We start from the raw sequence: 21,705 nt of genomic DNA, 5'->3' as shown, positions 1-21,705 counted from the left end.
CCGTGCCCATCGCCATCACCACCCCGGACGACGAGCGGCTCGCCGACTACGTCTCGCTCACCGACGTCGCGCTACGGCGCCGTACCGAGCCGGAGCGTGGGCTCTACATCGCGGAGTCGGAGAAGGTCATCCGCCGGGCCCTGGCAGCGGGGCACCGTCCGCGCAGCTACCTCATGGCCCAGCGCTGGTTGACCGACCTGGCCGACGTCGTGGAGCAGGCGGAGGCCGACGGCACGCCCGTCTTCGTCGGCGAGCACGACGTCATCGAACAGCTCACGGGGTTCCACCTGCACCGCGGGGCCCTGGCGTCGATGCAGCGCCCGGAGCTGCCGGCCGTCGCCGAGGTGGTGCGCGGTGCGAGGCGCATCCTCGTGCTCGAGGACATCGTCGACCACACCAACGTCGGTGCCGTCTTCAGGGGTGCTGCCGGTCTCGGCGTCGACGCCGTCCTCGTCACTCCACGCTGCGCCGACCCGTTGTACCGCAGGTCGATCCGCGTCTCCATGGGCACGGTCTTCCAGGTCCCGTGGACCCGCATCGATCCCTGGCCGGGAGGTGTCGACGACCTCCGAGCCCTCGGGTTCACCGTGGCCACGCTCGCCCTGGCTGACGACGCCGTCAGCCTCGACGAGCTCGCCGCCGACCCGCCTGAGCGCCTGGCGCTGGTGCTCGGCACCGAGGGGGACGGCCTCTCGCGCCGTACCCTCGAGGTGGCCGACCTCACCGTGACCATCCCAATGTCCGGTGGCGTGGACTCCCTGANGGGCGCAGTGGCCGCCTGGGCCCTGCGCCCGCCGCAGCGGGGTTGATCCTTCGAGCTACTTGGTCGAGTCGTTGTAGGACTTGATCTGCGGCTCGACCGACTTCGCCGCCTTGGTCATGGCGGCCTGCGGGTCGGCGCCGTTGAGGGCCGACTCGAGTCCGTCCTCGGACGCCTTGCGGGCCTGCGGCATGACCCCAAGCAGGCAGCCCTGGGTCGCCTTGCTCAGCTTGGTCCCCTCGAGCTGCTTGACCGCGACGTCGAAGAGCGGGTTGTCCTTGCGGTAGGCCACGTCGACCGGGTCGTTGAGGGCGCCCTTGCTGATCGGGAAGTAGCCGGTGCCGGTGTGCCAGGCCGCCTGCGACTTGGGGTCGGCGAGGAACTTCACGAACTGCCAGGCGGCTTCCTTGTTGGCGTCCTTGTGGTTGACGCCGTCGATCCACAGCGAGGCGCCGCCGATGATCGGGCCACCCGTCGTGCCGGCCGTGATGTGCGGGTACGGCGCGGCGCCGAGCTCCCAGCCACCCTCCTTGGCGGCCTGGCTGTAGCCGCCGAGCTGGCCGGTGGACTCCAGGTTGATAGCCAGCTGGCCGGACTTGAACGCGGCCTGGGCGGCCTTGGTGTCCCTGCCGGTGTTGGCGGCCAGGCCGTCCTTGACCAGCTTCTGCCACCAGGAGACGACCTGCACCGTCTCGGGGGAGTCGAACTGCACCTTGGTGGCCTTGCCGTCACGGCCGTTGCCCTGGTCGCAGTACTCCTTGCCGTCGGTGGCGATGAACTGCTCGAGCAACCAGCCGTAGATCGCGGCGCCGAAGCCGTAGTCGGCGGGGCCGCCGTTCTTCTTCGACAGCTTCTCGGCGGCGGCGCGGATGGACGCGAGGTCCTGCGGCGGCTTCTCCGGGTCGAGGCCGGCCTTCTTGAAGAGCGTCTTGTTGTAGTAGAGCACCGGCATTGAGGTGTTGAACGGCATCGAGTTGAGCTTGTCGTCGATGGAGTAGTAGCCGGTGATGTTGGGCTGCAGGTCCGAGACGTCGACCTTGTCGCGGTCGATGAACGACTGCATCGGCACGGTCTGCTTGGCGTCGATCATGAAGCGCGTGCCGATGTCGTAGATCTGGATGACGTCGGGCGTGGACTTGCTCTGGATCGCGGCCTTGTACTTGGTGATCGCGTCGTCGTACTTGCCGGCGTAGGTCGCCTTGACCTGGATCTTGCCCTGGTTGGCCGCGTTGAAGTCGGCCACCAGCTTGGTGAGGACCTCGGCGTTCTTGCCGTCCATGGCGTGCCAGAACGACACCGTCGTCACGCCGTCGGCCTTCTTCAGGGCATCGGCCGAGGGAGCCTTGGACCCGTCGCCCGAGCCGCCTCCGTCGCCCCCGCCACAGCCGGCGAGGACGAGCGACACGGCAGCGACGCCGGCCGGGACGGCATACCGAAGTCCCCTCCGCCGTCCCGTGGTTGTCTTCGTTGTCAACACGTCTCGTGCTCCTTTGTCTGTCACTTGACCGCACCCGTGGTGAGCCCACGGACGATGAACCGCTGCCCGAAGATGACGAGCAGCAGAGTGGGGAAGAGGGCGAGCATCACGCCCGCGAGGACCATGCCCGGGGAGTCGCCGTCGGACGACTGCAGCTGGCTGATGCCGATCTGGATGGTCTGGTGCTTCGGGTCCTCGGTGGCCAGGAGGGGCCAGAAGTACATGTTCCAGGCGGACAGCGCCGACCAGATGCCCAGCGCCGCCAGGCTCGGGCGGCTCAGCGGCACCAGGATCGAGGACAGGAAGCGGAAGTGCCCGGCGCCGTCGACGCGGGCGGCGTCACGGAGCTCCATGGGGAAGGACAGGAAGGACTGCCGCAGCAGGAAGGTCCCGAAGCCGGTGGCGAGGAACGGCAGCGTCAGCCCGGCGATGGTGTCCTTGAGGCCCAGGCTCGAGATGAGCAGGTAGTTGGGGATGATGATCGACTCGAAGGGGATCATCATCGTCGACAGGAAGACGGCGAACCAGAAGCCGCGCCAGCGCAGCGGCAGGAACACGAACGCGTAGGCCGCGAGGATGCTCGTCACCAGCTGCCCGACCATGATGCCGAGGGTCTGCCCGACGCTGGTGAGGTACTGGCTGCCGAGCGGGATGATCCGCAGCGCGCTGGAGTAGTTGTCGGGTTGCAGCCCGTGCACCGGCCACAGCGCCGGCGGGAAGCTGTTGGTGTCGCGCTCACCCATGAACGAGCCGACCAGGCCGTAGTAGACCGGGAAGAGCACCACGAGGAAGACCAACCCGAGGACGAGGTAGGTGGCCAGGTTGCCGCTGCGTCGTGACCTCACCGGTAGAACACCCGTCGCTCGAGGACGCCGAACTGGACCGCGGTGATGATGAGCACGATCAGGAGCAGCACCATCGCCTGCGCAGAGGCGTAGCCGTAGTTGGAGTTGTTGTTGGCGAACGCCTGCTCGTAGATCGAGTAGACGAGCGTGGTGGTGCGCCCCTCGGGTCCGCCGACGGTGAGGATGCGGATCTGCCCGAAGCTCTGCAGTGAGTGGATCGTGCCGACCACGACCAGGAAGAACAGCTGCGGGGTGATCAGCGGCATCACGATGGAGCGCTGCAGCCGCAGCCCCGACGCACCGTCGAGGCGGGCTGCCTCCAGGACGTCCTCGGGCAGCGCGCCGAGGCCGGCGGAGATGACGAGCAGGTTGTAGCCGATCTGCATCCACACCGTGGCGCCTGACACCGACCACAGGGCGAGGTCGGGGTCGGTGAGCCAGTGCACCTTGTCCACCCCGAGGTGCGACAGGATCCCGTTGAGGACACCGGAAGCCGGGTTGTACAGGACGCCGAAGATGACCGAAGCGGTGGCCACGGAGAACGCGAACGGCAGGGCGAAGGCGGTGCGGAAGAACCGGACACCCCGGATGCGGGTCTGCAGGAGCAGCGCGATGAACAGCGCGATGGCGATGCTCGGCACCACCGTGAGGATGGTGAACGCGAACGTCACCCAGAGCACCGTCAGGAAGTCGGCGTCCGAGAACAGCTTGGCGTAGTTGACGAGGCCGACGAAGCCGCTCGGGTTGCCCAGGATGTCGGTGCCCTGGACCGACAGCAGCACCGACTTCACGAGCGGCCAGAAGATGAAGACGCCGAAGACGACCAGCGCGGGGACCAGGTAGGCCAGCGCCACCCAGACCTCCCTGCGTCTGGCGGTCCCGGCGCCGGTGGCAGGAACGGTCATGCCGTGACCCTATAAGCCCCCCTTCGGATGTCTACCGCTGGTATGGGGTGTTTCTGCGTCGAATGTGCTGGTAGGGGCCTTCTAGCCGTTCTGGTAGATGCCGGTGAGGACACCTCGGGCGAGGGTGTGGAAGCCGAGGTTGAACGCGGCGACGGCGGCGCTCACCGAGTCGTCGATACCGAGGTCGTCGGTGTCGAGCGCGCTCACGGCGAACAGGTAGCGGTGCGGCCGGTCGCCCTCCGGCGGCGCTGCGCCACCGAACGCCTTGGTGCCGTAGTCCGTCCCGACGTGGAAGGCGCCCTCGGGCAGGCCGGACCCACCCTCGGCCCCGGCACCCTCGGCCAGCTCGGTGACGTCGGCGGGGATGCCGATGACCACCCAGTGCCAGAAGCCCGAGGGGGTCGGTGCATCGGGGTCGAAGCACGTCACCGCGTAGGACCGGGTGCCCTCGGGTCCGGGCGACCAGGAGAGCTGGGGAGAGGTGTTGCCGCCGGTGAAGCCCCAGTCGTCGAAGACGTGGGCCTCCGGCAGGGCGTCGCCGTCCTCGAAGGAGGTGCTCGTGACGGTGAGCGGGGGCACCTCGGGGAGCAGGTCGTACGGGTTGGGGGCCAGCGGGCGCTCGAGACTCATGGGCCGAACCTAACCCGGTCGGCCTCCGCCCACCACTGAGCCGCGTCCCTAACCGACGAGGCGGTCGAGCAGGGCCTGCAGGGTGAGGGCCGGCTCGTCGGTGAGGCCGCCGTGGACCGGGCCGGGCTGGATCACCGTGCTGCGCGGTGCGCTGAGCCACCCGAACCTGCGGCCCAGCCCACCGAGGGTGGGCAGGCCGCCACCGATCACGCCGCGGCAGACCTGGCAGATGGTCTCGAGGGCGTCGGCGACAGCTGCTGCGTCGAGGTCGGGGAACAGGGTGCGCAGGCGGTCGTCGTCGACGCGGTAGGCGGCCTCGAGGAAGTTGGCGCCCTGGGAGTAGAGCACCACCCCGACGTTGACGAACTCCTCGCGTTCCACGCGGGGTACGCAGCGCAGCGTGACGTACTGGTAGCCGTGGCGGGTCACGACACGTCCTCCGGCAGCCACGCAGCGGGGCTGGCCACGCGCGCCTGCAGGTGCTCGCGGTAGGCGGTCCGCAGGCTCGCCGGGGACTCCATCCCCGGGGCGGGCTCGAGCCACTCGTCGGGCACGAGGGCGGTGACCCGGTCGAGGAGCTCGGCGGTCAGCAGCGGCTCCAGGCGCTCGTGCGCAGCCCGCGGTGACGAGGCCACGTCGCGGAGGACGTGGGTGCTGGCATCGAACCGCTGGGCGGCGAACCGCTCGGCGTCGGCTCCCCGGCTCGGCCACCCGTGGTGGAAGTAGAGCGAGGCTCCGTGGTCGATGAGCCACGGGTTGCGGTGCCAGACCAGCAGGTTGGGGTTGCTCCACGTGCGGTCCACGTTGGCGGTGAGCGCGTCGAGCCACAGGATGGCGGCTGCGACGTCGGGCGCCGGTGGGCGGGACCCGTCGTAGCCGAAGGACCCGGGAAGGAAGTCGATGCCGAGGTTGAGGCCCAGGCTCGCGGTGAGCAGGTCCTGGACCTCCTCGTCCGCCTCGTACTTGGCGATGGGCGCCTGCAGGTCGACGACCGCCAGGCGGGGCACGTCGAGCCCCAGCCCCCGGGCCAGCTCGCCCACGAGGACCTCGGCGACGAGGACCTTCAGCCCCTGGCCGGCGCCGCGGAACTTCAGCACGTAGGTGCCGAGGTCGTCGGCCTCGACGATGCCCGGCAGCGACCCGCCCTCCTTGAGGGGGGTCACGTACCGGGTCGCCGTGATCTGCTCGAGCACGAGCGCCAGCCTAGGGGGCGGAGGGAGTGGTGCCGGTCAGGCGTTGCGGTCAGGCGTCCCCGACCGTGACCGCCTCGGCCTCGAGGTCGCGGTCCTCGGCGGTGGCCTTCGTCCCGTGGCCGTGCGCGCCGTCGGTGGCCCGCACCTCCTTGCGTGCGGTGAGCAGGACGAGGACGGCCAGCACCACGGCGCCGGAGCCGACCCAGAACGGCACGTGCACGCAGCGCTCGCCCAGCTTGCCCGCGAGGTACGGCGCGACGGCGCCGCCGCCGAAGCGCACGAAGCTGTAGGCGGCCGAGGCGACGCCACGCTCGACGGGCGAGACCTTCATGACGGTCTCGGTGATGAGGGTGTTGTTGATGCCGAGGAAGGCGCCGGCGAGGATGACGCCGACGACCAGGACCGGCTTGTGCTCGGTGCCGACGGCCATCACCGCGAGGATGACCGCGAAGCCGAGCAGGGCCCCGACGATGCCCGGCAGCGTTCCGAAGCGGCGCTGCAGACGGGGCGCGACCACCACCGAGGTGAAGGCGAGCAGCAGGCCCCAGCCGAAGAAGATCAGGCCGACCTGGTGGGCTCCCATCGCGAGCGGGAACGGCGTGAACGCCAGCAGGGTGAAGAAGCCGAAGTTGTAGAGCAGCGCCGTGAGGCCGACGGTCAGCAGGCCACGGTGCGACAGGGCGCGCAGCGGGGCACTGATGCTGCTGCGGCGGCCGGTGGGCGGTGTGGCCGGCAGGGTCGCGATGATCGCGACGAAGGCGACGAGCATGAGCACCGAGACGCCCCAGAAGGGCCAGCGCCAGGAGTGGCCGCCGAGCCAGCCGCCGAGCAGCGGGCCGGCGGCGATGCCGACCCCGAGCGCGGCCTCGTACAGGATGATCGCCTGGCCGACCGAGCCGCGGGCCGCGCTGACGATGGTCGCCAGGGCGGTCGCGATGAACAGTGCGTTGCCGAGGCCCCATACGGCGCGGAAGGCGACGATGCCGCCGACCGAGTCCTGGGCGCCTGCCAGCCCCGCGCCGACGATGATCACCAGCAGGCCGAGCAGCAGGGTGCGCTTCGCGCCGGCGCGGCTGGACACCCAGCCGGTGACGAGCATCGCCACGCCCATGACGGCCATGTAGCTCGTGAACAGCAGCGAGACCTGCGAGGCGCTGGCGCCGAGGTCGTCGGCGATGGGCTTGAGGATCGGGTCGACGAGGCCGATGCCCATGAAGGCGATGACACAGGCGAAGGCGACGGACCAGACGGTCTTGGGTTGGCGCCACATGGGGGCTCAGACGTCCTTTCGGGTGGTGGGGCGGGGACTGGGGTCAGGGATGGGGTGGGCGGCCGGGGCGACCCGCTGGAGCAGTCCCTCCATGACCGACGCGGCATCGCGCAGGCGCGCGACCTCGGCGTCGTCCAGCGCGGCGAGGGTGGGGGAGAGGACCCGGGCGCGGGCTCCACGGATCTCCTCGAGCGTTCCCCGTCCGGCTGGGGTGAGCGACAGCAGGCTGGCCCGGGCGTCGCTCGGGTCGGGCACGCGCTGCGCCCAGCCGGCGGCCTCCAGGCGCTGCAGGGCCGTCGTCATGGTCGGCTGGCTGCAGTGGTCGGCCTCGGCCAGCACGCTGACGCGGGCGGGCCCCATCTCGTCGAGGAGGGCCAGCAGCCGCGCCTGCGCGAAAGGCACGTCGAAGGACGCGAGCTGCGAGGCCCAGCGCGACAGCCGGGCGGCGGCCCTGAGCAGGTCGTTGGCCACCGTCTCCTTGGACTCCATGCGTCCATACTACATAGGTTCGCTATATAAACCAATCCGGGCCACCAATGGGTACGAACCGGCAACCATGAAGTCCCTCCAGATCGGTGACCTCGCGCCCGAGTTCGACCTGCCCGACCAGACCGGCCGGAGCAGGAGTCTCGCGAGCCTGCTCGACGAGGGGAGCGTGGTGCTGTTCTTCTACCCCTCGGCCCTGAGCTCAGGGTGCACCAAGGAGGCGTGCCACTTCCGCGACCTGCGGGCGGAGCTCGCCGCACTGGGAGCCCAGCCGGTCGGGATCAGCATGGACACCGTTGACGCCCAGGCCCGGTTCGATGGCAAGGAGTCCCTCGGCATGCCGCTGCTCTCCGACGCGGACGGCGCCGTGGCCACCGCGTACGGCGTGCGACGCAAGTACCTCACGCCGGTCAAGCGCGCGACGTTCGTCATCGCCCCCGACCGCCGGATCGTCGAGGTGGTCCAGAGCGAGTGGAGCATGGACCGCCACGCCGACGCCGCGCTGACGGCGCTGTCCGCGCGCGTCGCTCGCTGACCGCCCGGACCGTCCCGTGGCCGGGAGGGGTGGTCGTCGGACGGTCCGGGTGAGGAGCAGGCAGGGCCCTCAGGTGCGCAGCGACCGGACCGTGTCGACCGTGTCGGCCTCGGACGCCGTCTTGTCGTCGCGGTAGCGGATCACCCGGGCGAAGCGCAGGGCCATGCCGCCGGGGTAGCGGGAGGACGTCTGGATGCCGTCGAACGCGATCTCGACCACCTGCTCGGGCCGCACGTGCACGACGTGGCCGGACCGGCTGGTCTCGAGCTCGAGGAACCGCTCCGTCTGCCAGGCCAGGACCTCGTCGGTCATCCCCTTGAACGTCTTGCCGAGCATCGTGAAGCCACCGGTCTCCGGGTCGCGGGCGCCCAGGTGGATGTTGGACAGCCAGCCCTGGCGGCGGCCGCTGCCCCACTCGACGGCAAGCACCACGAGGTCGAGGGTTTGCCGCGGCTTGACCTTGACCCAGCCCGCGCCACGCCGCCCGGCGGCGTAGGGAGCCGTGGGGGACTTCACGACGACGCCTTCGTGGCCGTCGGCGACGAGCCGGTGGAAGAACTCCCCGGCCTCGGCGGCCGACGTCGCCGTGGTGCGCGGGACGAGCCACGGTTCGGGGACCAGGTCGGCGAGGCGCTCGAACCTCTCGGTGGCGGGCAGGTCGAGGAGGTCCTCGCCCTCGAGGTGGAGCAGGTCGAAGAAGTAGGGCGTCACCGGCACGGTGGCTCGCAGCTCGTCGACTCCGGTGCTGCTCATCGTCCGTGACGCCGTCTCCTGGAACGGGCGTGGCCGCCCGGACCCGTCGAGGGCGATGGCTTCGCCGTCGACCACGAGGCGCTGGGCCGGGAGGCTGAGCACGGCCTCGACCACCTCCGGGAGGCGGTCGGTGATGTCGTCGAGCGATCGCGTGAACAGGCGGACGTCGCTGCCGTCGCGGTGCGCCTGCAGGCGGATGCCGTCGAGCTTGCCGTCGACGACCACGCCCTGCCCCTCCACCGCTGCCTGCTCCCAGGCTGCGTCGACGTCGGGGGCCGATGCAGCGAGCATCGGCCGCAGCGGACGGCCGACCTCCAGGCCGATCGCGGCCAGGGCTCCGCTGCCGCCGGCCAGCGCGGCGGCCGCGACCGGTCCGGTGTGGCCGGCGAGCATCGCCGCCCGACGCACCTCCGGCTCGGGGACCTCGGCGGCGGCGGCGACCGCCGCGAGCATGACCCCGTCGAGGGCGCCCTGCCTGACCTGGCCGGTGACGAGGTCGCGAAGGTAGGCCTGCTCGTCGCGGGTCAGCCGGGAGAACAGCTCGGTGACCGCGGCCGCCCGGGCTGCTGCCGACCCGCTCCCGGTCACGGCCCCGATCGTGGTGAGCGCCCGGTCGACCTCCGCCACCGTCATGCACGGCTCGCCGGCCGCCTCGGGCAGGGTGGCCAGGCCGCGCCAGCTGACCCCGATGCGGCGCTGGGGCAGGACCCCGGACAGGTAGGCGGCCACGGTCGCGGCGTCGTCGGGTCCGGCGGATCGCAGGGCCTGCGCGACCGCAGCGGTCTTCGCCAGCCGCGACCGGGTGGCGGAGGCGGCGCGGGAGGCGGCGACGACGTCGGCGAGGAGCACGATCCCGAACCTAGCCGCCGCCCCCGACAGCCGCCTCAGGAGCCGGCGAGCACGTCCCCCAGGTCGACCGACTCGAGGCCGTGGGCCTCGGCCACCGGCGCGTAGGTGACGTTGCCGTCATGGGTGTTGAGCCCGAGCGCGAGCGGACCGTTCGCCCGCAGGGCCGAGCGCCACCCCTGGTTGGCGAGCTGCACGGCATACGGGAGGGTGACGTTGGTGAGCGCGTAGGTGCTGGTGTGCGGCACCGCGCCGGGCATGTTGGCGACGCAGTAGAAGACCGATCCGTGCACCTCGTACGTCGGGTCGGCGTGCGTCGTGGGCCGGGAGTCCTCGAAGCAGCCGCCCTGGTCGATGGAGATGTCGACGAGCACCGAGCCGGGCTTCATCCGGGAGACCTGCTCGTTGGTGACCAGCTTGGGTGCCTTGGCGCCCGGCACGAGGACCGCGCCGATGACCAGGTCGGCGTCGGAGATGGCGCGCTCCACCTCGTACGCGTTGGAGGCCACCGTCTGGCAGTGGCCCTGGTAGATCGCGTCGGCGTGCCGCAGCTTGGCGATGTCGCGGTCCAGCAGCAGCACCTCGGCCTGCATGCCGAGCGCGATCGCGGCGGCGTTCATGCCGGAGACGCCGGCTCCGATGACGACGACCTTGGCTGCGTAGACGCCGCTGACGCCGCCCATGAGGATGCCGCGGCCGCCCTGGGCGCGCATGAGGGTGTGGGCGCCGACCTGGGGGGCCAGCCGCCCGGCGACCTCGGACATCGGGGCGAGCAGGGGGAGCGACCGGTCCGGCAGCTCGACGGTCTCGTAGGCGATGCCGGTGACCTTGCGCCTGACCAGCTCCTCGGTGAGGGCGCGGTCCGCGGCGAGGTGCAGGTAGGTGAAGAGCGTCTGGCCCTCACGCATCCGGTGGTACTCGGACTCGATCGGCTCCTTGACCTTGAGGATCAGGTCGCCGGTGCCCCAGACGTCGTCGGCGGTGTCGAGGATCTTCGCCCCGGCGGCGACGTAGTCGGCGTCGAGGATCGAGGAGCCCACGCCGGCGTCCTTCTCGATGTAGACGTCGTGGCCGGTGACGACGAGCTCGTGCACGCCCGAGGGGGTGATGGCGACGCGGTACTCGTTGTTCTTGACCTCGCGGGGGATCCCGACCTTCATCTGATGCTCCTTCGTAGCCGTGGTCTCCGAACAATGACGGACTCACGGCCCGGTGCCAACCTCTGGATGGTGGAGGCCTGGCAGCCGGTGACCCGGAAGGGGCGGGTCAGGGGGCGATGGCTGCCGAGTGGTTCAGCGCCCCGATGAGCGCCACCCTCCACGGGGTCACGTCGCGGCTCGTGCGGCAGGACGCGCCGCCGCAGGAGCAGGCCCAGACCCAGCCGCCCTGAGGGGAACGGAGGACGCGGGGGTGGTGGGCGGAGGCGGACCGGTGGGCCGTGCGGCTGTTCACGTCTTCGACGGTAGGCCTGTCGTCGCAGGCGGATTCGGCGCCGCGCCGCAGGTCGTCCCCGTGGCCCACCGGATACCAGCCGAACGGACGAGGGCGGGACCGGGTCTTCTCCCGGGTCCCGCCCTCGTCGGCGTTGCCTCAGTCGCGCGCACAGCCGCGCGTCCAGCCGCCCGTCAGCCGACGCCGAAGACGTTGGGAACGGCGCGCTGCGCCTCGGAGAGGCTGCGGTCGAGGCGCACGACGGTGCCGGAGGACAGCCGCGCCAGCATGGTCGTCGAGCCGCCGCCGTCGAGGTTGGTGGCGTCGTACGAACCGAGCTGCTGCATGTAGTCGGCCATCTGGTGGATGGTCGCCCCGCCGTACCGGACACCGTTGATCGTGGCGCGGCCGGAGACGGTGACGAAGAGCAGGTCGCCGGTCTTCGTCCAGCCGATGGCCGTGCGCGGGCGCAGCTCCTCGTCGCGGGTGGCACAGGTGCCACCGTTCTTGACCCCGGCGTTGAGGAACCTCGCGCCGCGGCCGACGGCCTCGTGGATGAGGAACTTCGCGTCGCTGTGGGCCGCGTAGCTCACCGACACCGGGGTGCCGACGGGGAGCCTGGTCAACCAGGTGCCCGCGGTGCCGTTGGCCGTGAGGATGGTCTGGCCGGCGGCGGGGGCCTTGCCGCGGTAGGCGCCGTAGCGGATTCCCGCGACCTTGCCCGAGACCAGGACGATGTCGACGACGCCGTACGGCCTGGTCTGCGAGCCCCAGGCGGTCGTGTAGACGTTGATGCCGCCGGTGACGTACTCCCAGTTGAGGCCCGAGATGCCTTGGTAGCCGCGCCCGCTGGCGGTCGCGGTGCCGCTCAGCCACAGGCGGCTGGGGGAGGACTCGCCCGCCCGCCCGACGGCGATGACGGGGTCGTGGACGTTGCGCGCCTTGGTCACCCGGCCGCCGGTCATCTGCGGGAGGTCGGGCAGGGCGGCGCGGCCGAGGTTGAAGACGCCACCGTTGACCATGACGGCTGCGGTCGAGGCGTACTTGAGGTAGGTCGAGGGGTAGTGCGAGCTGGTCAGCGTGGAGGACCCGCGCACGCGGGGGTTGAGGGGGGACGACGCCGGGACCTTGACGACGGCGATGCGGGTGGCTGCCTGCGGGTTGCTGGGGGTCGCCCCGGTGTCCCAGACCTTGACGGACAGGCCGCCGGTGAGGCCGGTGGTCGTGGGGGTCCTCGACAGGAGGGTCGGCGTCGCCTTGCACGTGACGGCGGCGGCGCCCTGGGGCGCGCTGACGAGCAGCGTGCACCCGAGCGCAGCGGCGAGCACGGGAGCGAGGGCGGGGGAGAGACGGCGGGTGAGGGTCGATGCGTTCACGGCGGTCCTGGGGGAGGTGGGGGCCCGGGAGACGGACCACCGGCGCACCGGCTCCGGGATGCCGGCGAACGAACCGTGGGGGTGGCGGTCCGTCGGCACCGTACGGTGGCGGGAGGCCCATCACGCACACGACAGGCCGCATCGGACCCGTTCGGCCGAGGACCCTCCGACCGGACGGACCGCCGCTCGTCAAGAGGGCGTCACGCCCCGGTCAAGGGCAGGTCAAGCCGCAGTCAAGGGCCGGATCGGCCGCCGGACGGCGTCGGCTCAGGCGCTCGCTGCGGACAGCGGGGGGAAGCGGTCCGCGAGCACTGCTGCGACGGCTGGGGGAGTGAACCAGGCGGGCAGCGCCTCGCCGCGAGCCAGGCGCTGGCGCACCTCGGTGCCAGACACGGTGCGCACCCGGGTGCCCGGCGGCACCTGGTCGACCGGCTCGTAGCTGTCGGTGTCCTCGACGTAGCCCAGCTGCGGGAAGGACGCCATCCGCACCTCGAGCTCGTCCTGGTGCCGGCGCACGAGCTCCTGAGAGGCGTACGGCTCGTAGAAGGGGCGTCCCTTGCTGTCCTGTCCCGGGCCGGCGTGGTCACGGCCGATGATCATGAAGGACGCCCCGAAGTTCTGGCGGATGATGGCGTGCCACAGCGCCTCGCGAGGGCCGCCCATGCGCATGGCAAGGGGCAGCAGGGCCAGCGTGGCCCGGCCGGCGGGGTAGCTCGGCATGAGGCCGCGGTAGCAGGCCACCCGTGTGGGGACGTCGATGTCGCCCGGCTTGGTGGGCCCGACCACGGGCTGGACGAGCAGGTGCGCCCCGGTCTCGCGCGCTGCGCGGACGGTGAGCTCGTGGTGGGCCCGGTGCATGGGGTTGCGGGTGTTGAACGCCACCACCCGGCTGACCCCGAGGTCGGTGAAGTGCCGGCGCAGCGCGGCCGGGGTGAACCGGAGGTCCTGGTGCTCGCGACCCGGAGGGGTCACGGCCCGGGGCAGCACCTCGAGCGGGCCGGTGACGTACCAGGGCTCGGTGCGATGGACCAGCGCGTCGACACTCGGGTGGGCCGTGTCGTCGGTGCCGAACACGGCGCGGGCCTCCATCAGCGGGTCGACCCGCCAGGCCTCCCGGGGCTCCAGGACCCCGAGCAGGTTCCCGTCGTCGCCCCGCAGGGCGAGGTGCCCGCAGGCCTCGGCCGCGCGCAAGGTGTCCTCGTCGATGTCGAGCATGATCGGCATCGGCCACAGCGTGCCGTCGGTGAGGCGGAGCCGCTCGCACACCGAGGCGAGGTCACTGGCACCCAGGTAGCTCGTCAGGGGCGAGAACGCCCCGGAGGCCAGCAGCTCGAGGTCGCAGCGCTGGCGCTCGGTGAGGTGACGAGCCGGCCACGAGCCTGCCAGCCGCTCGAGCTCCTCCGCGCGCTCGGGGGCGACCACCAGGTCGACCAACCGGCCGCCGTGCGGCCTCGACAGCGTCTGGGCCTCCGCCTGCATCTGCCCCCCTCTCACCGAGCCACGGTGTCGGTGCCACCGTGCCTCGATTGTGGTGAGCGCTCGTGGGGATCGGGTCATCCCTGCGACGTAGGCGGTGCTCCGGCAGGCGTCGGGTGCGAGCGACCGGGCGCCTGGTCGCGTCGGGGCTCCTCAGGACCGCGCGCTGAGGACGACCTTGAGGGCCTGGGTGTCGGCGGCGTTCGCGAAGACCTCGTAGGCCTGCATGAAGTCGTCGAGCCCGAAGCGGTGCGTCACGAGCTGACCGAGGTCGAGCTGCCGGCTGGCGAGCAGGCGCAGCAGCGTGGGCGTCGAGTAGGTGTCGACCAGGCCCGTGGTGATGGTGACGTCCTTGATCCACAGGTCCTCGAGGTGCAGGGTCGCGGGTTTGCCGTGGACGCCGACGTTGGCGACGGTCCCGCCGGGGCGCACGAGCGCCGCGCACTGCTCGAAGGTGCCGGGAATCCCCACGGCCTCGATCGCGACGTCGGCGCCGAGCCCGTCCGTCAGGCCGCGGACGACTTCGAGGGCGTCGTCGCGCGAGGCGTCGACGACGACGTCCGCGCCGACCCGCTTGGCCGCGTCGAGCCGGGAGCCGGCGAGGTCGATCGCCACCACGTGCGCCGGACTGAACAGCTTGGCGCCCATGATCGAGGAGAGGCCGATCGGGCCCGCGCCGACCACGGCGACGACGTCACCGGGGCGCACGTGGCCGTTGAGGACGCCCACTTCGTAGCCCGTGGGGCCGATGTCGGCCAGCATGAGGACCTCCTCGTCGGTGACGCCGGCGGGGATGGCGAAGGTGGAGGTGTCGGCGAACGGGACCCGGACGTACTCGGCCTGCGTCCCGTCGATGAGGTGCCCGAGGATCCAGCCACCCCCGCCGAGGCACTGGCCGTAGCGGGCCTCTCGGCAGTAGCGGCACGAGCCGCAGGCGGTGATGCACGAGACGAGCACGCGATCCCCGGGGGAGAGGTTCTTGACGCCCGAGCCGACCGACTCGACGGTGCCCACCGCCTCGTGCCCGAGGATGCGGCCGTCGGTCACCGCGGGGACGTCACCCTTGAGGATGTGCAGGTCGGTGCCGCAGATGGTGACCGAGTCGACGCGCACGACGGCATCCGTGTCGTCCTGGATGGATGGCTTCGGGACCTCCTCCCACGACTTGCGGCCCGGTCCGTGGTAGACGACGGCATGCATGGGTGGCTCCTCTCGCGGCCTGCACCCTGCAGGTCCGCAACCACTCCACCGCGAGGCGTCGCCGGGCAGGAGAGTCCTAGGTCCCGCATGGCGCAGGGAACTCGGCGGTCGGCGGTCGGGGCATTCGCTCGATCAGGGGCGTCCGGAGGGGGAGCCGTCGCCGGCTCGTCCCAAGTCCGCCTGCCGCCGTCAACGACGAAGAAGGACCCCCGGAAAAGCATGGGGGTCCTTCTTCGTCGTGGTGTCCGGAGGGGGACTTGAACCCCCACGCCCGATAAAGGGCACTAGCACCTCAAGCTAGCGCGTCTGCCATTCCGCCACCCGGACAGGGTGTGAGACAAGCCTCCCGGAGGAGCGCCTGCTGCGACCCGGAACGATACACGTCGGGGGGTGCAACTCCCAAACCGCCCCGGTGCCAAGGAAATGGAGGCCCACGCCAAGCGTCGTACGGCCCTCACGCGCGGGTCGCTGCCGCTCGTTCGGCGCACCCGCGCGCCTAGGGTGGAGGGCATGAGCGACGCCGCCAACCCCGCCCCGGACGCCAGCCCGACCACCGAGGTCACCGGACCCGCCGACGAGGTCGTGCGCATCTGCCGCGACCTCATCCGCATCGACAGCACCAATTACGGCGACGGCAGTGGGCCGGGGGAGCGGGAGGCGGCGGAGTACGTCGTGGCCCAGCTCCGTGAGGTCGGGCTCGAGCCGACGGTCGTCGAGAGCGACCCGGGACGCACGAGCGTCGTCGTGCGCCTCGAGGGCGAGGACCGTGGCCGGCCCGCCCTGTGCATCCACGGCCACCTCGACGTCGTGCCCGCCAACGCTGCCGACTGGCAGGTCGACCCGTTCAGCGCCGAGCTGCGGGACGGCTGCGTGTGGGGACGCGGCGCGGTGGACATGAAGGACATGGACGCGATGATCCTCGCCACCGTTCGCGACCTGGCCCGGCGCGGTGCCAAGCCGCCCCGCGACCTCGTCGTGGCGTTCTTCGCCGACGAGGAGGCGGGCGGGGTCAAGGGTTCCCACCACGTCGTGAGGACGCACCCCGAGCTGTTCGAGGGCGTCACCGAGGCGGTCAGCGAGGTGGGGGGCTACAGCGTCACCGTGCCGACCCGGGGCGGGGACCAGTCCCGCGCCTACCTCGTCCAGACCGCGGAGAAGGGCATCCTCTGGCTCCGGCTGGTGGCCACCGGGCGCGCCGGCCACGGGTCCGTCCCGAACCCCGACAACGCGATCGTCCACCTCGCCGAGGCGATCAGCCGGATCAACGCCCACAAGTGGCCCCGCGAGTACATCGCCTCGGTGCGCGAGCTGCTCGACGGGCTCAGCGACCTCACCGGGACCAGCTGGTCCGACGAGGACCTCGACGACCTGCTCGACCACCTCGGCGGCGCCCAGGGGTTCGTGCGCGGGACCCTGCAGGACACCGCCAACTTCACGATGGCCGACGCCGGGTACAAGCACAACGTCATCCCCCAGAGTGCCAGCGCCGCCCTGGACTGCCGGTTCCTGCCCGGTCACGACGACGACCTGCTCGCGACCATCCGCGAGCTCGCCGGGGAGCACGTCGAGGTCGAGGTCGTGCACCGTGACATCGCGCTCGATGCCCCGTTCGAGGGCCCGCTCGTGGAGGCGATGACCGCGGCGCTGCTGGCGGAGGACCCGGGTGCGCAGGTGCTGCCCTACTGCCTCTCGGGCGGCACCGACAACAAGGCCCTGAGCACCCTCGGCATCACCGGCTACGGCTTCGCGCCCCTGCAGCTGCCCGCCGACCTCGACTTCGCCCCGATGTTCCACGGCATCGACGAGCGCGTGCCCGTGGCGGCCCTCGAGTTCGGCGCGCGGGTGCTGTCGCGCTTCGTCGCCACCTGCTGACGGGAGGTACGGCGCGGGGCCGGCTCCGCGCGGTACCGGGCTCGGCCACCGGGCACCCGGACAGCTCGTCCCGCGAGTGGGTTACCGGCCCGTAGCCTTCGGCGTCCCCGGTCGTTGACCGGGCAGGGACCTCACCCTGTCCGGCAAAGGAGCCACCATGACCAGGCGTCGCCAGCACACCTCCACCGCCCGGCTCGTCGCCGCCCTCGGGGTGGCCGGCGCCCTGGTCTGCGGGGGCGCGACCGCGTCGCAGGCCCTGACGCTGCCCGACCCGGTCGCCACCACGGTGGGTGACGTCACCTCGACGGTCACCGGGGCGACCGGCGGCCTCGGTCTCCCGGTCCCCGGAGCGACGACCACGGCCCCGGGCTCCGGCTCCGGTACGACGCCGGCCTCGCACCCGTCGGGGACGTCCACCACCTCGGCGACCCCAGGCGCACAGGGGGGTTCGTCGAAGTCCGGCACCTCGAGTGCGACCGAGGCGAAGGGTTCGAAGGGCTCGGCTGCGTCCACGGGCGGGAGCGCCGTCGTCGACAGCCCGGCCGCGACAGCGTGCATCATCCCCACCGGGGGCACGTCGCCGGCTGTCGAGGTGGACCTCCGCGCGGCAGGGGTGGACCTGTCCTCGCCGCTCGTCAAGCAGTTCCCCCAGGCTCTTGCCCCCTGCCCCGAGGGTGCCGTGCCCGCCGGCGACCACGTGGCCTCGGTGGACGCCGCCGCGCAGGGTCTGCTCGGCGCGTGCGTCCGGGTGACGCGGCAGGTCGTGCCGCTGCAGACCACGCTCGTGGTGCTCGACCACGACGTCATCAGGGAGCTCACCGCCGCCGGGGTGCCCCTCGACCGCCTCGTCGTACCGTGCCCGGGGGCGGCGGGGTCGCCGGCACCGGGCAACGTCCCGTCGGCCCCTGCTGCGCACGATCCGTCAGCCGGTGGCCGTCCCGGCGCTGCCTCGGCCCTGCCGGTCCGGCTCGCCTTCACCGGCGGCGCCGTCGTCCCCATGGCACTCGCGGGCGCCGGAATGCTCTGGCTCGGGGTGCTGATGACCCGCCGGGCCCGGGGGCTCAGTGGGGTCGCGGGACGCGGATGATCTTGCGCCGCAACCAGGTGCGCTGCACGCCACCGAGATAGATCCGCGTGCGGTGCAGCTCCCAGTGGCCGTACTCGGCATGGTCGGCCAGGGTCCGCCGGATGTCGGACCGGGAGTCGCCTCGGGCGAAGCTCAGGACGCGGTACTCGTACTCAACCATCACCGCCATTTCTACCCGGAACCCGCTACGGTCTCCACATGACCGCAGACCCGCGTGGCGCGCTGGCCGACCTCGTGGCCGCATTCGAGCGGCATCTCGAGGCCTCGGCCTCCAAGCGCGGTGAGGAAGACCCCACCGTCATCGCCGCCTACGACGACCTCGCGGATGCCTTCGCGGCCTACGACGACACCCTCCTGCAGGCCTACGGCGAGATGACGCCGCTCGACATCTACGACGGTGACGAGGATGACGACGACGAGGACGAGGACGACGAGGAGCTCGACGACCACTCCGACGAGGACGGCGACGGCGCCGTCTACTCGGGTCTCGACGACACCGACTACGACGACGGTGACGAGGACGACGACCGCGCCTGACCCGGGCTGACGGTCGACCTCAGGTGCAGGCCCCGACGGGGGTCGCCACTCAGGCGGACACCTCGTCGAGGGCGGCCACGAGCTCCGCGGGGAGATCCAGGTCCTCGCTCGCCAGCGACGTACGCAGCTGTGCCGTGGTCCGGGCCCCCACGACGGGCGCCACGACGCCGGGGCGGTCACGGACCCAGGCGAGGGCGACCTCCGCGGGGGTGACCTCGAGGCCCTTGGCCGCGATGGCAAGGGCCTCGACGACGCCGGTGCTGCGGTCGTCGAGGTAGCGCGCGGTGAACCGCGGGAAGTCCCGTGAGGCGGCGCGGGAGTCGGCCGGGACCCCGTGGCGGTACTTCCCGGTGAGGACGCCGCGGCCGAGGGGCGACCAGGGCAGCAGCCCGAACCCCAGCGCCTGCGAGGCCGCGAGCAGGTCCGGCTCGGCGGCACGGTTGACCAGGGAGTACTCGACCTCGTTGGCGACCAGCGGGACCCGCGCCTGCTCCAGCAGCGACAGGGCGCGGGCGGTCTGCCAGCCGCTGAAGTTGGACACGCCGACGTAGCGTGCTCGGCCGGTGCTGACCGCCCACTCCAGGGCCGACAGCGTCTCGGTGAGGGGAGCCTCGTCGGACCACGTGTGCACGAGCCACAGGTCGACGTGGTCGGTGGCCAGGCGCTCCAACGAGGTGTCGAGCTGGCTGAGCAGGCTGTGGCGCGAGGTGTCCACGACTCGGTGCCCCGAACGCCGCGAGATGCCGGACTTGGTGCAGATGACGAGCTCGTCGCGGTCGACCTCGTCCTCGATGAGGCGCCCGATGATCTCCTCGGACGCACCGTCGGAGTACCCGTGAGCCGTGTCGACGAGGGTGCCGCCGGCGTCGACGAAGGTGCGCAGCTGCTCGCGCGCCGCCTCCTCGTCGGTGGTCCGTCCCCAGGTCATCGTCCCCAGGCCGAGGCGCGACACCGTCAGGCCCGAGCTCCCCATCCGTCGCTGGCGCATGGTCCCGTACCGTAGCCGCCGCGTCGGGCCCGCACCGCGCAGCCCCGCCGATAGCCTCCGTGCCATGGAACTCGGTGTGAACCTCGGCTACTTCGGGATGGGTGTCGACCAGGACAACGTGGCGGTGGCGCAGGAGGCCGACCGGCTCGGCTACGCGGTCGCCTGGGCCGCGGAGGCGTACGGGTCGGACGTGCCCACGGTCCTCTCCTGGGTCGGGGCGCTCACCGAGCGGATCCACCTCGGCGCCGCGGTCATGCAGATCCCGGCGCGCACCCCGGCGATGACGGCCATGACCGCCGCGACGTTGGACACCCTCTCCGGCGGCCGCTTCCGACTGGGCCTCGGCGTCAGCGGTCCGCAGGTCAGCGAGGGCTGGCACGGCGTACGGTTCGCGGCGCCACTCGCCCGCGCCCGCGAGTACGTCGACATCGTGCGCATGGCGCTGCGGCGGGAGACGGTCGCCTACGAGGGTCGGCACTTCACGCTGCCGCTGCCCGACGGTCCCGGCAAGCCGCTCAAGCTCACCATCCACCCGCCCCGGCCGGACCTGCCCATCTACCTCGCCGCGGTCGGCCCGAAGAACCTCGAGCTCGCCGGTGAGGTGGCCGACGGCTGGCACGCGATCTTCTTCAGCCCCGAGCACTCGCGCGAGCAGGTCGAGAGCGTCGCGACCGGCCGCCGGCGAGCCGGTCGGGGGACGGAGGCGAACCCGTTGGAGGGCTTCGACATCGCCCCGTCGGTGCCCGTCGTCATCGGCGACGACGTCGAGGCCGCGGCCGACGCGGTCCGGCCCTACGCAGCCCTCTACATCGGCGGGATGGGCTCACGGGAGCAGAACTTCTACAACCAGCTCGCCTGCCGGATGGGCTTCGAGGACGCGGCAGCCGAGGTCCAGGACCTCTACCTCGCGCGGCGGCACCGCGACGCCGCGGCGGCCGTGCCGTTCGAGCTCATCGACGCCACCTCGCTCATCGGCACCCGGGAGCGCATCGCGGCCCGGATCGGCCGCTACGCCGACGCCGGGGTGGGCACGCTGTCGGTGGCGCCGTTCGCCGGAGGCCTCGAGGAGCGCCTGCATGTCGTGCGGACCATGGCCGAGGTCATGCGCGAGACTGTCGGCTGACGGGCCGCACCCCGACGCCAGTGCCGCTCCCCGCGTCCTCGACCTGAAAGCAGAACCGTGACCCTCAGCTACCTCGACGCCGTCATCCTCGGCATCGTCGAGGGACTCACCGAGTTCCTCCCCGTCTCCTCCACCGGCCACCTCACCATCACCGAGAAGCTGCTCGGCCTCACCGTGGACGACCCGGGCGTCACGGCGTACACCGCGGTCATCCAGCTCGGCGCCATCCTGGCGACGCTGCTGTACTTCCGGCGCGACATCGTCCGGCTGCTCGTGGCCTGGGTCGGGGGGCTGCGCGGCGCCGAGGGTCGCACCCACCACGACTACCAGCTGGCGTGGGCGGTCATCGTCGGGTCCATCCCGGTGGGCATCGTCGGCTTCCTCGGCAAGGACCTCATCAGCGGCCCGCTCCGCAGCCTCTGGGTCGTCGCGGCGGCCCTGGTGCTGTGGAGCGCCGTGATGTGGCTCGCCGAGACCAGGCACGCGGCCCTGGCCCGCCGGGGCGACGAGCGCCACGAGGGCGACGTGACGGTGCAGGACGGCGTCGTCATCGGCCTGGTGCAGTGCTTCTCGCTGGTGCCCGGCGTGTCTCGCTCGGGGGCGACGATCTCGGCCGGCCTGTTCCGGGGCCTCGACCGGGTCACGGCGACCCGGCTCTCGTTCTTCATGGCCATCCCCGCGCTGACCGCGGCCGGCCTGTTCGAGATGGCGAGCGAGACCGACCACCTCAAGCTCCTCGGCATCGGCCAGATGGTCGTCGGCGTCGTGGTGTCCTTCGTGGTCGCCTACGCCTCGATCGCGTGGCTGCTCAAGTTCGTCAGCAGCAACAAGATCACGGCCTTCGTCTGGTACCGCGTGGCGCTGGGTGCCGTGCTCGTCGTGGTCCTCTCCGCCGGCTGGATGACCGCCACCTGA

Annotated in this window: 22 protein-coding genes, 1 tRNA gene and 1 pseudogene; 7 read left to right on the top strand and 17 right to left on the bottom strand. The window is 71.8% G+C overall.

The features are described from left to right. Positions 1 to 2 precede the first annotated feature (2 nt). Positions 3 to 762, top strand: a pseudogene (locus ASG70_RS17945) (TrmH family RNA methyltransferase); the annotation flags it as partial. 56 nt (positions 763 to 818) lie between these two features. Here the strand turns inward: ASG70_RS17945 and ASG70_RS17940 are convergent. The 8 genes from ASG70_RS17940 to ASG70_RS17905 all read right to left on the bottom strand — a co-directional run bounded on the left by ASG70_RS17940 (position 819) and on the right by ASG70_RS17905 (position 7,569). Further along, the gene (locus ASG70_RS17940; RefSeq protein WP_235531570.1) at positions 819 to 2,237 is read right to left on the bottom strand and encodes an ABC transporter substrate-binding protein; all 1,419 of its coding nucleotides are present in this window, start codon (positions 2,235 to 2,237) and stop codon (positions 819 to 821) included. Between the two features lie 20 nt (positions 2,238 to 2,257). Further along, positions 2,258 to 3,082, bottom strand: a complete 825-nt coding sequence (locus ASG70_RS17935) for a carbohydrate ABC transporter permease (protein ID WP_056885180.1) — start codon at positions 3,080 to 3,082, stop codon at positions 2,258 to 2,260. Further along, positions 3,079 to 3,987 (bottom strand): carbohydrate ABC transporter permease, encoded by a 909-nt coding sequence (locus ASG70_RS17930; RefSeq protein ID WP_056885179.1) that lies wholly within the window; start codon positions 3,985 to 3,987, stop codon positions 3,079 to 3,081. Before ASG70_RS17930 ends, ASG70_RS17935 begins: the two co-directional genes overlap by 4 nt. Positions 3,988 to 4,068: 81 nt before the next feature. Further along, entirely contained in the window at positions 4,069 to 4,617 is a 549-nt protein-coding gene (locus ASG70_RS17925) for a YbhB/YbcL family Raf kinase inhibitor-like protein (protein ID WP_056885178.1), read from the bottom strand. 48 nt (positions 4,618 to 4,665) lie between these two features. After that, positions 4,666 to 5,046 carry a DUF3037 domain-containing protein gene (locus tag ASG70_RS17920; RefSeq protein WP_056885177.1) on the bottom strand — a complete coding sequence of 127 codons (381 nt, stop codon included), beginning with the start codon at positions 5,044 to 5,046 and terminating at the stop codon, positions 4,666 to 4,668. Further along, on the bottom strand, positions 5,043 to 5,810 hold the full coding sequence (locus tag ASG70_RS17915) for a HipA family kinase (protein ID WP_056885176.1): 768 nt from the start codon (positions 5,808 to 5,810) through the stop codon (positions 5,043 to 5,045). Before ASG70_RS17915 ends, ASG70_RS17920 begins: the two co-directional genes overlap by 4 nt. A gap of 49 nt (positions 5,811 to 5,859) precedes the next feature. After that, a complete protein-coding gene (locus tag ASG70_RS17910; RefSeq protein WP_056885175.1) occupies positions 5,860 to 7,080 on the bottom strand; it encodes an MFS transporter in 1,221 nt (406 codons plus the stop codon). Between the two features lie 6 nt (positions 7,081 to 7,086). Beyond that, the gene (locus ASG70_RS17905; RefSeq protein ID WP_056885174.1) at positions 7,087 to 7,569 is read right to left on the bottom strand and encodes a MarR family winged helix-turn-helix transcriptional regulator; all 483 of its coding nucleotides are present in this window, start codon (positions 7,567 to 7,569) and stop codon (positions 7,087 to 7,089) included. A 67-nt stretch (positions 7,570 to 7,636) separates the two neighbouring features. On the opposite strand from ASG70_RS17905, the gene ASG70_RS17900 reads away from it, so the two are divergent. After that, on the top strand, positions 7,637 to 8,101 hold the full coding sequence (locus tag ASG70_RS17900; RefSeq protein ID WP_056885173.1) for a peroxiredoxin: 465 nt from the start codon (positions 7,637 to 7,639) through the stop codon (positions 8,099 to 8,101). A gap of 69 nt (positions 8,102 to 8,170) precedes the next feature. On the opposite strand, the gene ASG70_RS17895 is transcribed toward ASG70_RS17900, so the two are convergent. The 7 genes from ASG70_RS17895 to ASG70_RS17870 all read right to left on the bottom strand — a co-directional run bounded on the left by ASG70_RS17895 (position 8,171) and on the right by ASG70_RS17870 (position 15,510). Beyond that, a complete protein-coding gene (locus tag ASG70_RS17895; RefSeq protein ID WP_056885172.1) occupies positions 8,171 to 9,703 on the bottom strand; it encodes an ATP-dependent DNA ligase in 1,533 nt (510 codons plus the stop codon). 35 nt (positions 9,704 to 9,738) lie between these two features. Beyond that, positions 9,739 to 10,860 (bottom strand): alanine dehydrogenase, encoded by a 1,122-nt coding sequence (gene ald / locus ASG70_RS17890; RefSeq protein WP_056885171.1) that lies wholly within the window; start codon positions 10,858 to 10,860, stop codon positions 9,739 to 9,741. 106 nt (positions 10,861 to 10,966) lie between these two features. Beyond that, a complete protein-coding gene (locus ASG70_RS19545) occupies positions 10,967 to 11,152 on the bottom strand; it encodes a hypothetical protein (RefSeq protein ID WP_162253940.1) in 186 nt (61 codons plus the stop codon). 173 nt (positions 11,153 to 11,325) lie between these two features. After that, a complete protein-coding gene (locus ASG70_RS17885) occupies positions 11,326 to 12,507 on the bottom strand; it encodes a phosphodiester glycosidase family protein (protein WP_056885170.1) in 1,182 nt (393 codons plus the stop codon). Positions 12,508 to 12,774: 267 nt separating this feature from the next. Further along, entirely contained in the window at positions 12,775 to 14,001 is a 1,227-nt protein-coding gene (gene sat / locus ASG70_RS17880) for a sulfate adenylyltransferase (protein WP_162253939.1), read from the bottom strand. 135 nt (positions 14,002 to 14,136) lie between these two features. Further along, a complete protein-coding gene (locus tag ASG70_RS17875) occupies positions 14,137 to 15,183 on the bottom strand; it encodes a zinc-dependent alcohol dehydrogenase family protein (protein WP_056885168.1) in 1,047 nt (348 codons plus the stop codon). Between the two features lie 239 nt (positions 15,184 to 15,422). Further along, positions 15,423 to 15,510 (bottom strand) — tRNA-Leu (locus ASG70_RS17870). 183 nt (positions 15,511 to 15,693) lie between these two features. On the opposite strand from ASG70_RS17870, the gene ASG70_RS17865 reads away from it, so the two are divergent. Then, positions 15,694 to 17,055 carry a M20/M25/M40 family metallo-hydrolase gene (locus tag ASG70_RS17865; protein WP_056885167.1) on the top strand — a complete coding sequence of 454 codons (1,362 nt, stop codon included), beginning with the start codon at positions 15,694 to 15,696 and terminating at the stop codon, positions 17,053 to 17,055. 157 nt (positions 17,056 to 17,212) lie between these two features. Next, positions 17,213 to 18,142 (top strand): hypothetical protein, encoded by a 930-nt coding sequence (locus ASG70_RS17860; protein WP_056885166.1) that lies wholly within the window; start codon positions 17,213 to 17,215, stop codon positions 18,140 to 18,142. On the opposite strand, the gene ASG70_RS17855 is transcribed toward ASG70_RS17860, so the two are convergent. Beyond that, entirely contained in the window at positions 18,117 to 18,302 is a 186-nt protein-coding gene (locus tag ASG70_RS17855; RefSeq protein ID WP_056885354.1) for a DUF5703 family protein, read from the bottom strand. The genes ASG70_RS17860 and ASG70_RS17855 overlap by 26 nt on opposite strands. A 38-nt stretch (positions 18,303 to 18,340) precedes the next feature. On the opposite strand from ASG70_RS17855, the gene ASG70_RS17850 reads away from it, so the two are divergent. After that, positions 18,341 to 18,679: a hypothetical protein gene (locus ASG70_RS17850; RefSeq protein ID WP_056885165.1), complete on the top strand. Its 339-nt coding sequence runs from the start codon at positions 18,341 to 18,343 to the stop codon at positions 18,677 to 18,679. 49 nt (positions 18,680 to 18,728) lie between these two features. On the opposite strand, the gene ASG70_RS17845 is transcribed toward ASG70_RS17850, so the two are convergent. Then, positions 18,729 to 19,667 (bottom strand): aldo/keto reductase, encoded by a 939-nt coding sequence (locus ASG70_RS17845; protein WP_056885164.1) that lies wholly within the window; start codon positions 19,665 to 19,667, stop codon positions 18,729 to 18,731. A 64-nt stretch (positions 19,668 to 19,731) separates the two neighbouring features. Between ASG70_RS17845 and ASG70_RS17840 the strand changes: the two genes are divergently transcribed. Further along, on the top strand, positions 19,732 to 20,790 hold the full coding sequence (locus ASG70_RS17840; protein WP_056885163.1) for an LLM class F420-dependent oxidoreductase: 1,059 nt from the start codon (positions 19,732 to 19,734) through the stop codon (positions 20,788 to 20,790). Between the two features lie 57 nt (positions 20,791 to 20,847). Further along, on the top strand, positions 20,848 to 21,705 hold the full coding sequence (locus tag ASG70_RS17835; protein WP_056885162.1) for an undecaprenyl-diphosphate phosphatase: 858 nt from the start codon (positions 20,848 to 20,850) through the stop codon (positions 21,703 to 21,705).

It is taken from the genome of Phycicoccus sp. Soil748 (assembly GCF_001428025.1).
GTDB lineage: Bacteria > Actinomycetota > Actinomycetes > Actinomycetales > Dermatophilaceae > Pedococcus.
This window is presented reverse-complemented; position numbering and strand designations above follow the sequence as displayed.

Coding starts and splice junctions, on each gene's coding strand:
- ASG70_RS17930 (WP_056885179.1), bottom strand. CDS start 3,987: ATGACCGTTCCTGCCACCGGCGCCGGGACCGCCAGACGCAGGGAGGTC.
- ASG70_RS17925 (WP_056885178.1), bottom strand. CDS start 4,617: ATGAGTCTCGAGCGCCCGCTGGCCCCCAACCCGTACGACCTGCTCCCC.
- ASG70_RS17910 (WP_056885175.1), bottom strand. CDS start 7,080: ATGTGGCGCCAACCCAAGACCGTCTGGTCCGTCGCCTTCGCCTGTGTC.
- ASG70_RS17905 (WP_056885174.1), bottom strand. CDS start 7,569: ATGGAGTCCAAGGAGACGGTGGCCAACGACCTGCTCAGGGCCGCCGCC.
- ASG70_RS17900 (WP_056885173.1), top strand. CDS start 7,637: ATGAAGTCCCTCCAGATCGGTGACCTCGCGCCCGAGTTCGACCTGCCC.
- ald (WP_056885171.1), bottom strand. CDS start 10,860: ATGAAGGTCGGGATCCCCCGCGAGGTCAAGAACAACGAGTACCGCGTC.
- ASG70_RS17875 (WP_056885168.1), bottom strand. CDS start 15,183: ATGCATGCCGTCGTCTACCACGGACCGGGCCGCAAGTCGTGGGAGGAG.
- ASG70_RS17865 (WP_056885167.1), top strand. CDS start 15,694: ATGAGCGACGCCGCCAACCCCGCCCCGGACGCCAGCCCGACCACCGAG.
- ASG70_RS17860 (WP_056885166.1), top strand. CDS start 17,213: ATGACCAGGCGTCGCCAGCACACCTCCACCGCCCGGCTCGTCGCCGCC.
- ASG70_RS17855 (WP_056885354.1), bottom strand. CDS start 18,302: ATGGTTGAGTACGAGTACCGCGTCCTGAGCTTCGCCCGAGGCGACTCC.
- ASG70_RS17850 (WP_056885165.1), top strand. CDS start 18,341: ATGACCGCAGACCCGCGTGGCGCGCTGGCCGACCTCGTGGCCGCATTC.
- ASG70_RS17845 (WP_056885164.1), bottom strand. CDS start 19,667: ATGCGCCAGCGACGGATGGGGAGCTCGGGCCTGACGGTGTCGCGCCTC.
- ASG70_RS17840 (WP_056885163.1), top strand. CDS start 19,732: ATGGAACTCGGTGTGAACCTCGGCTACTTCGGGATGGGTGTCGACCAG.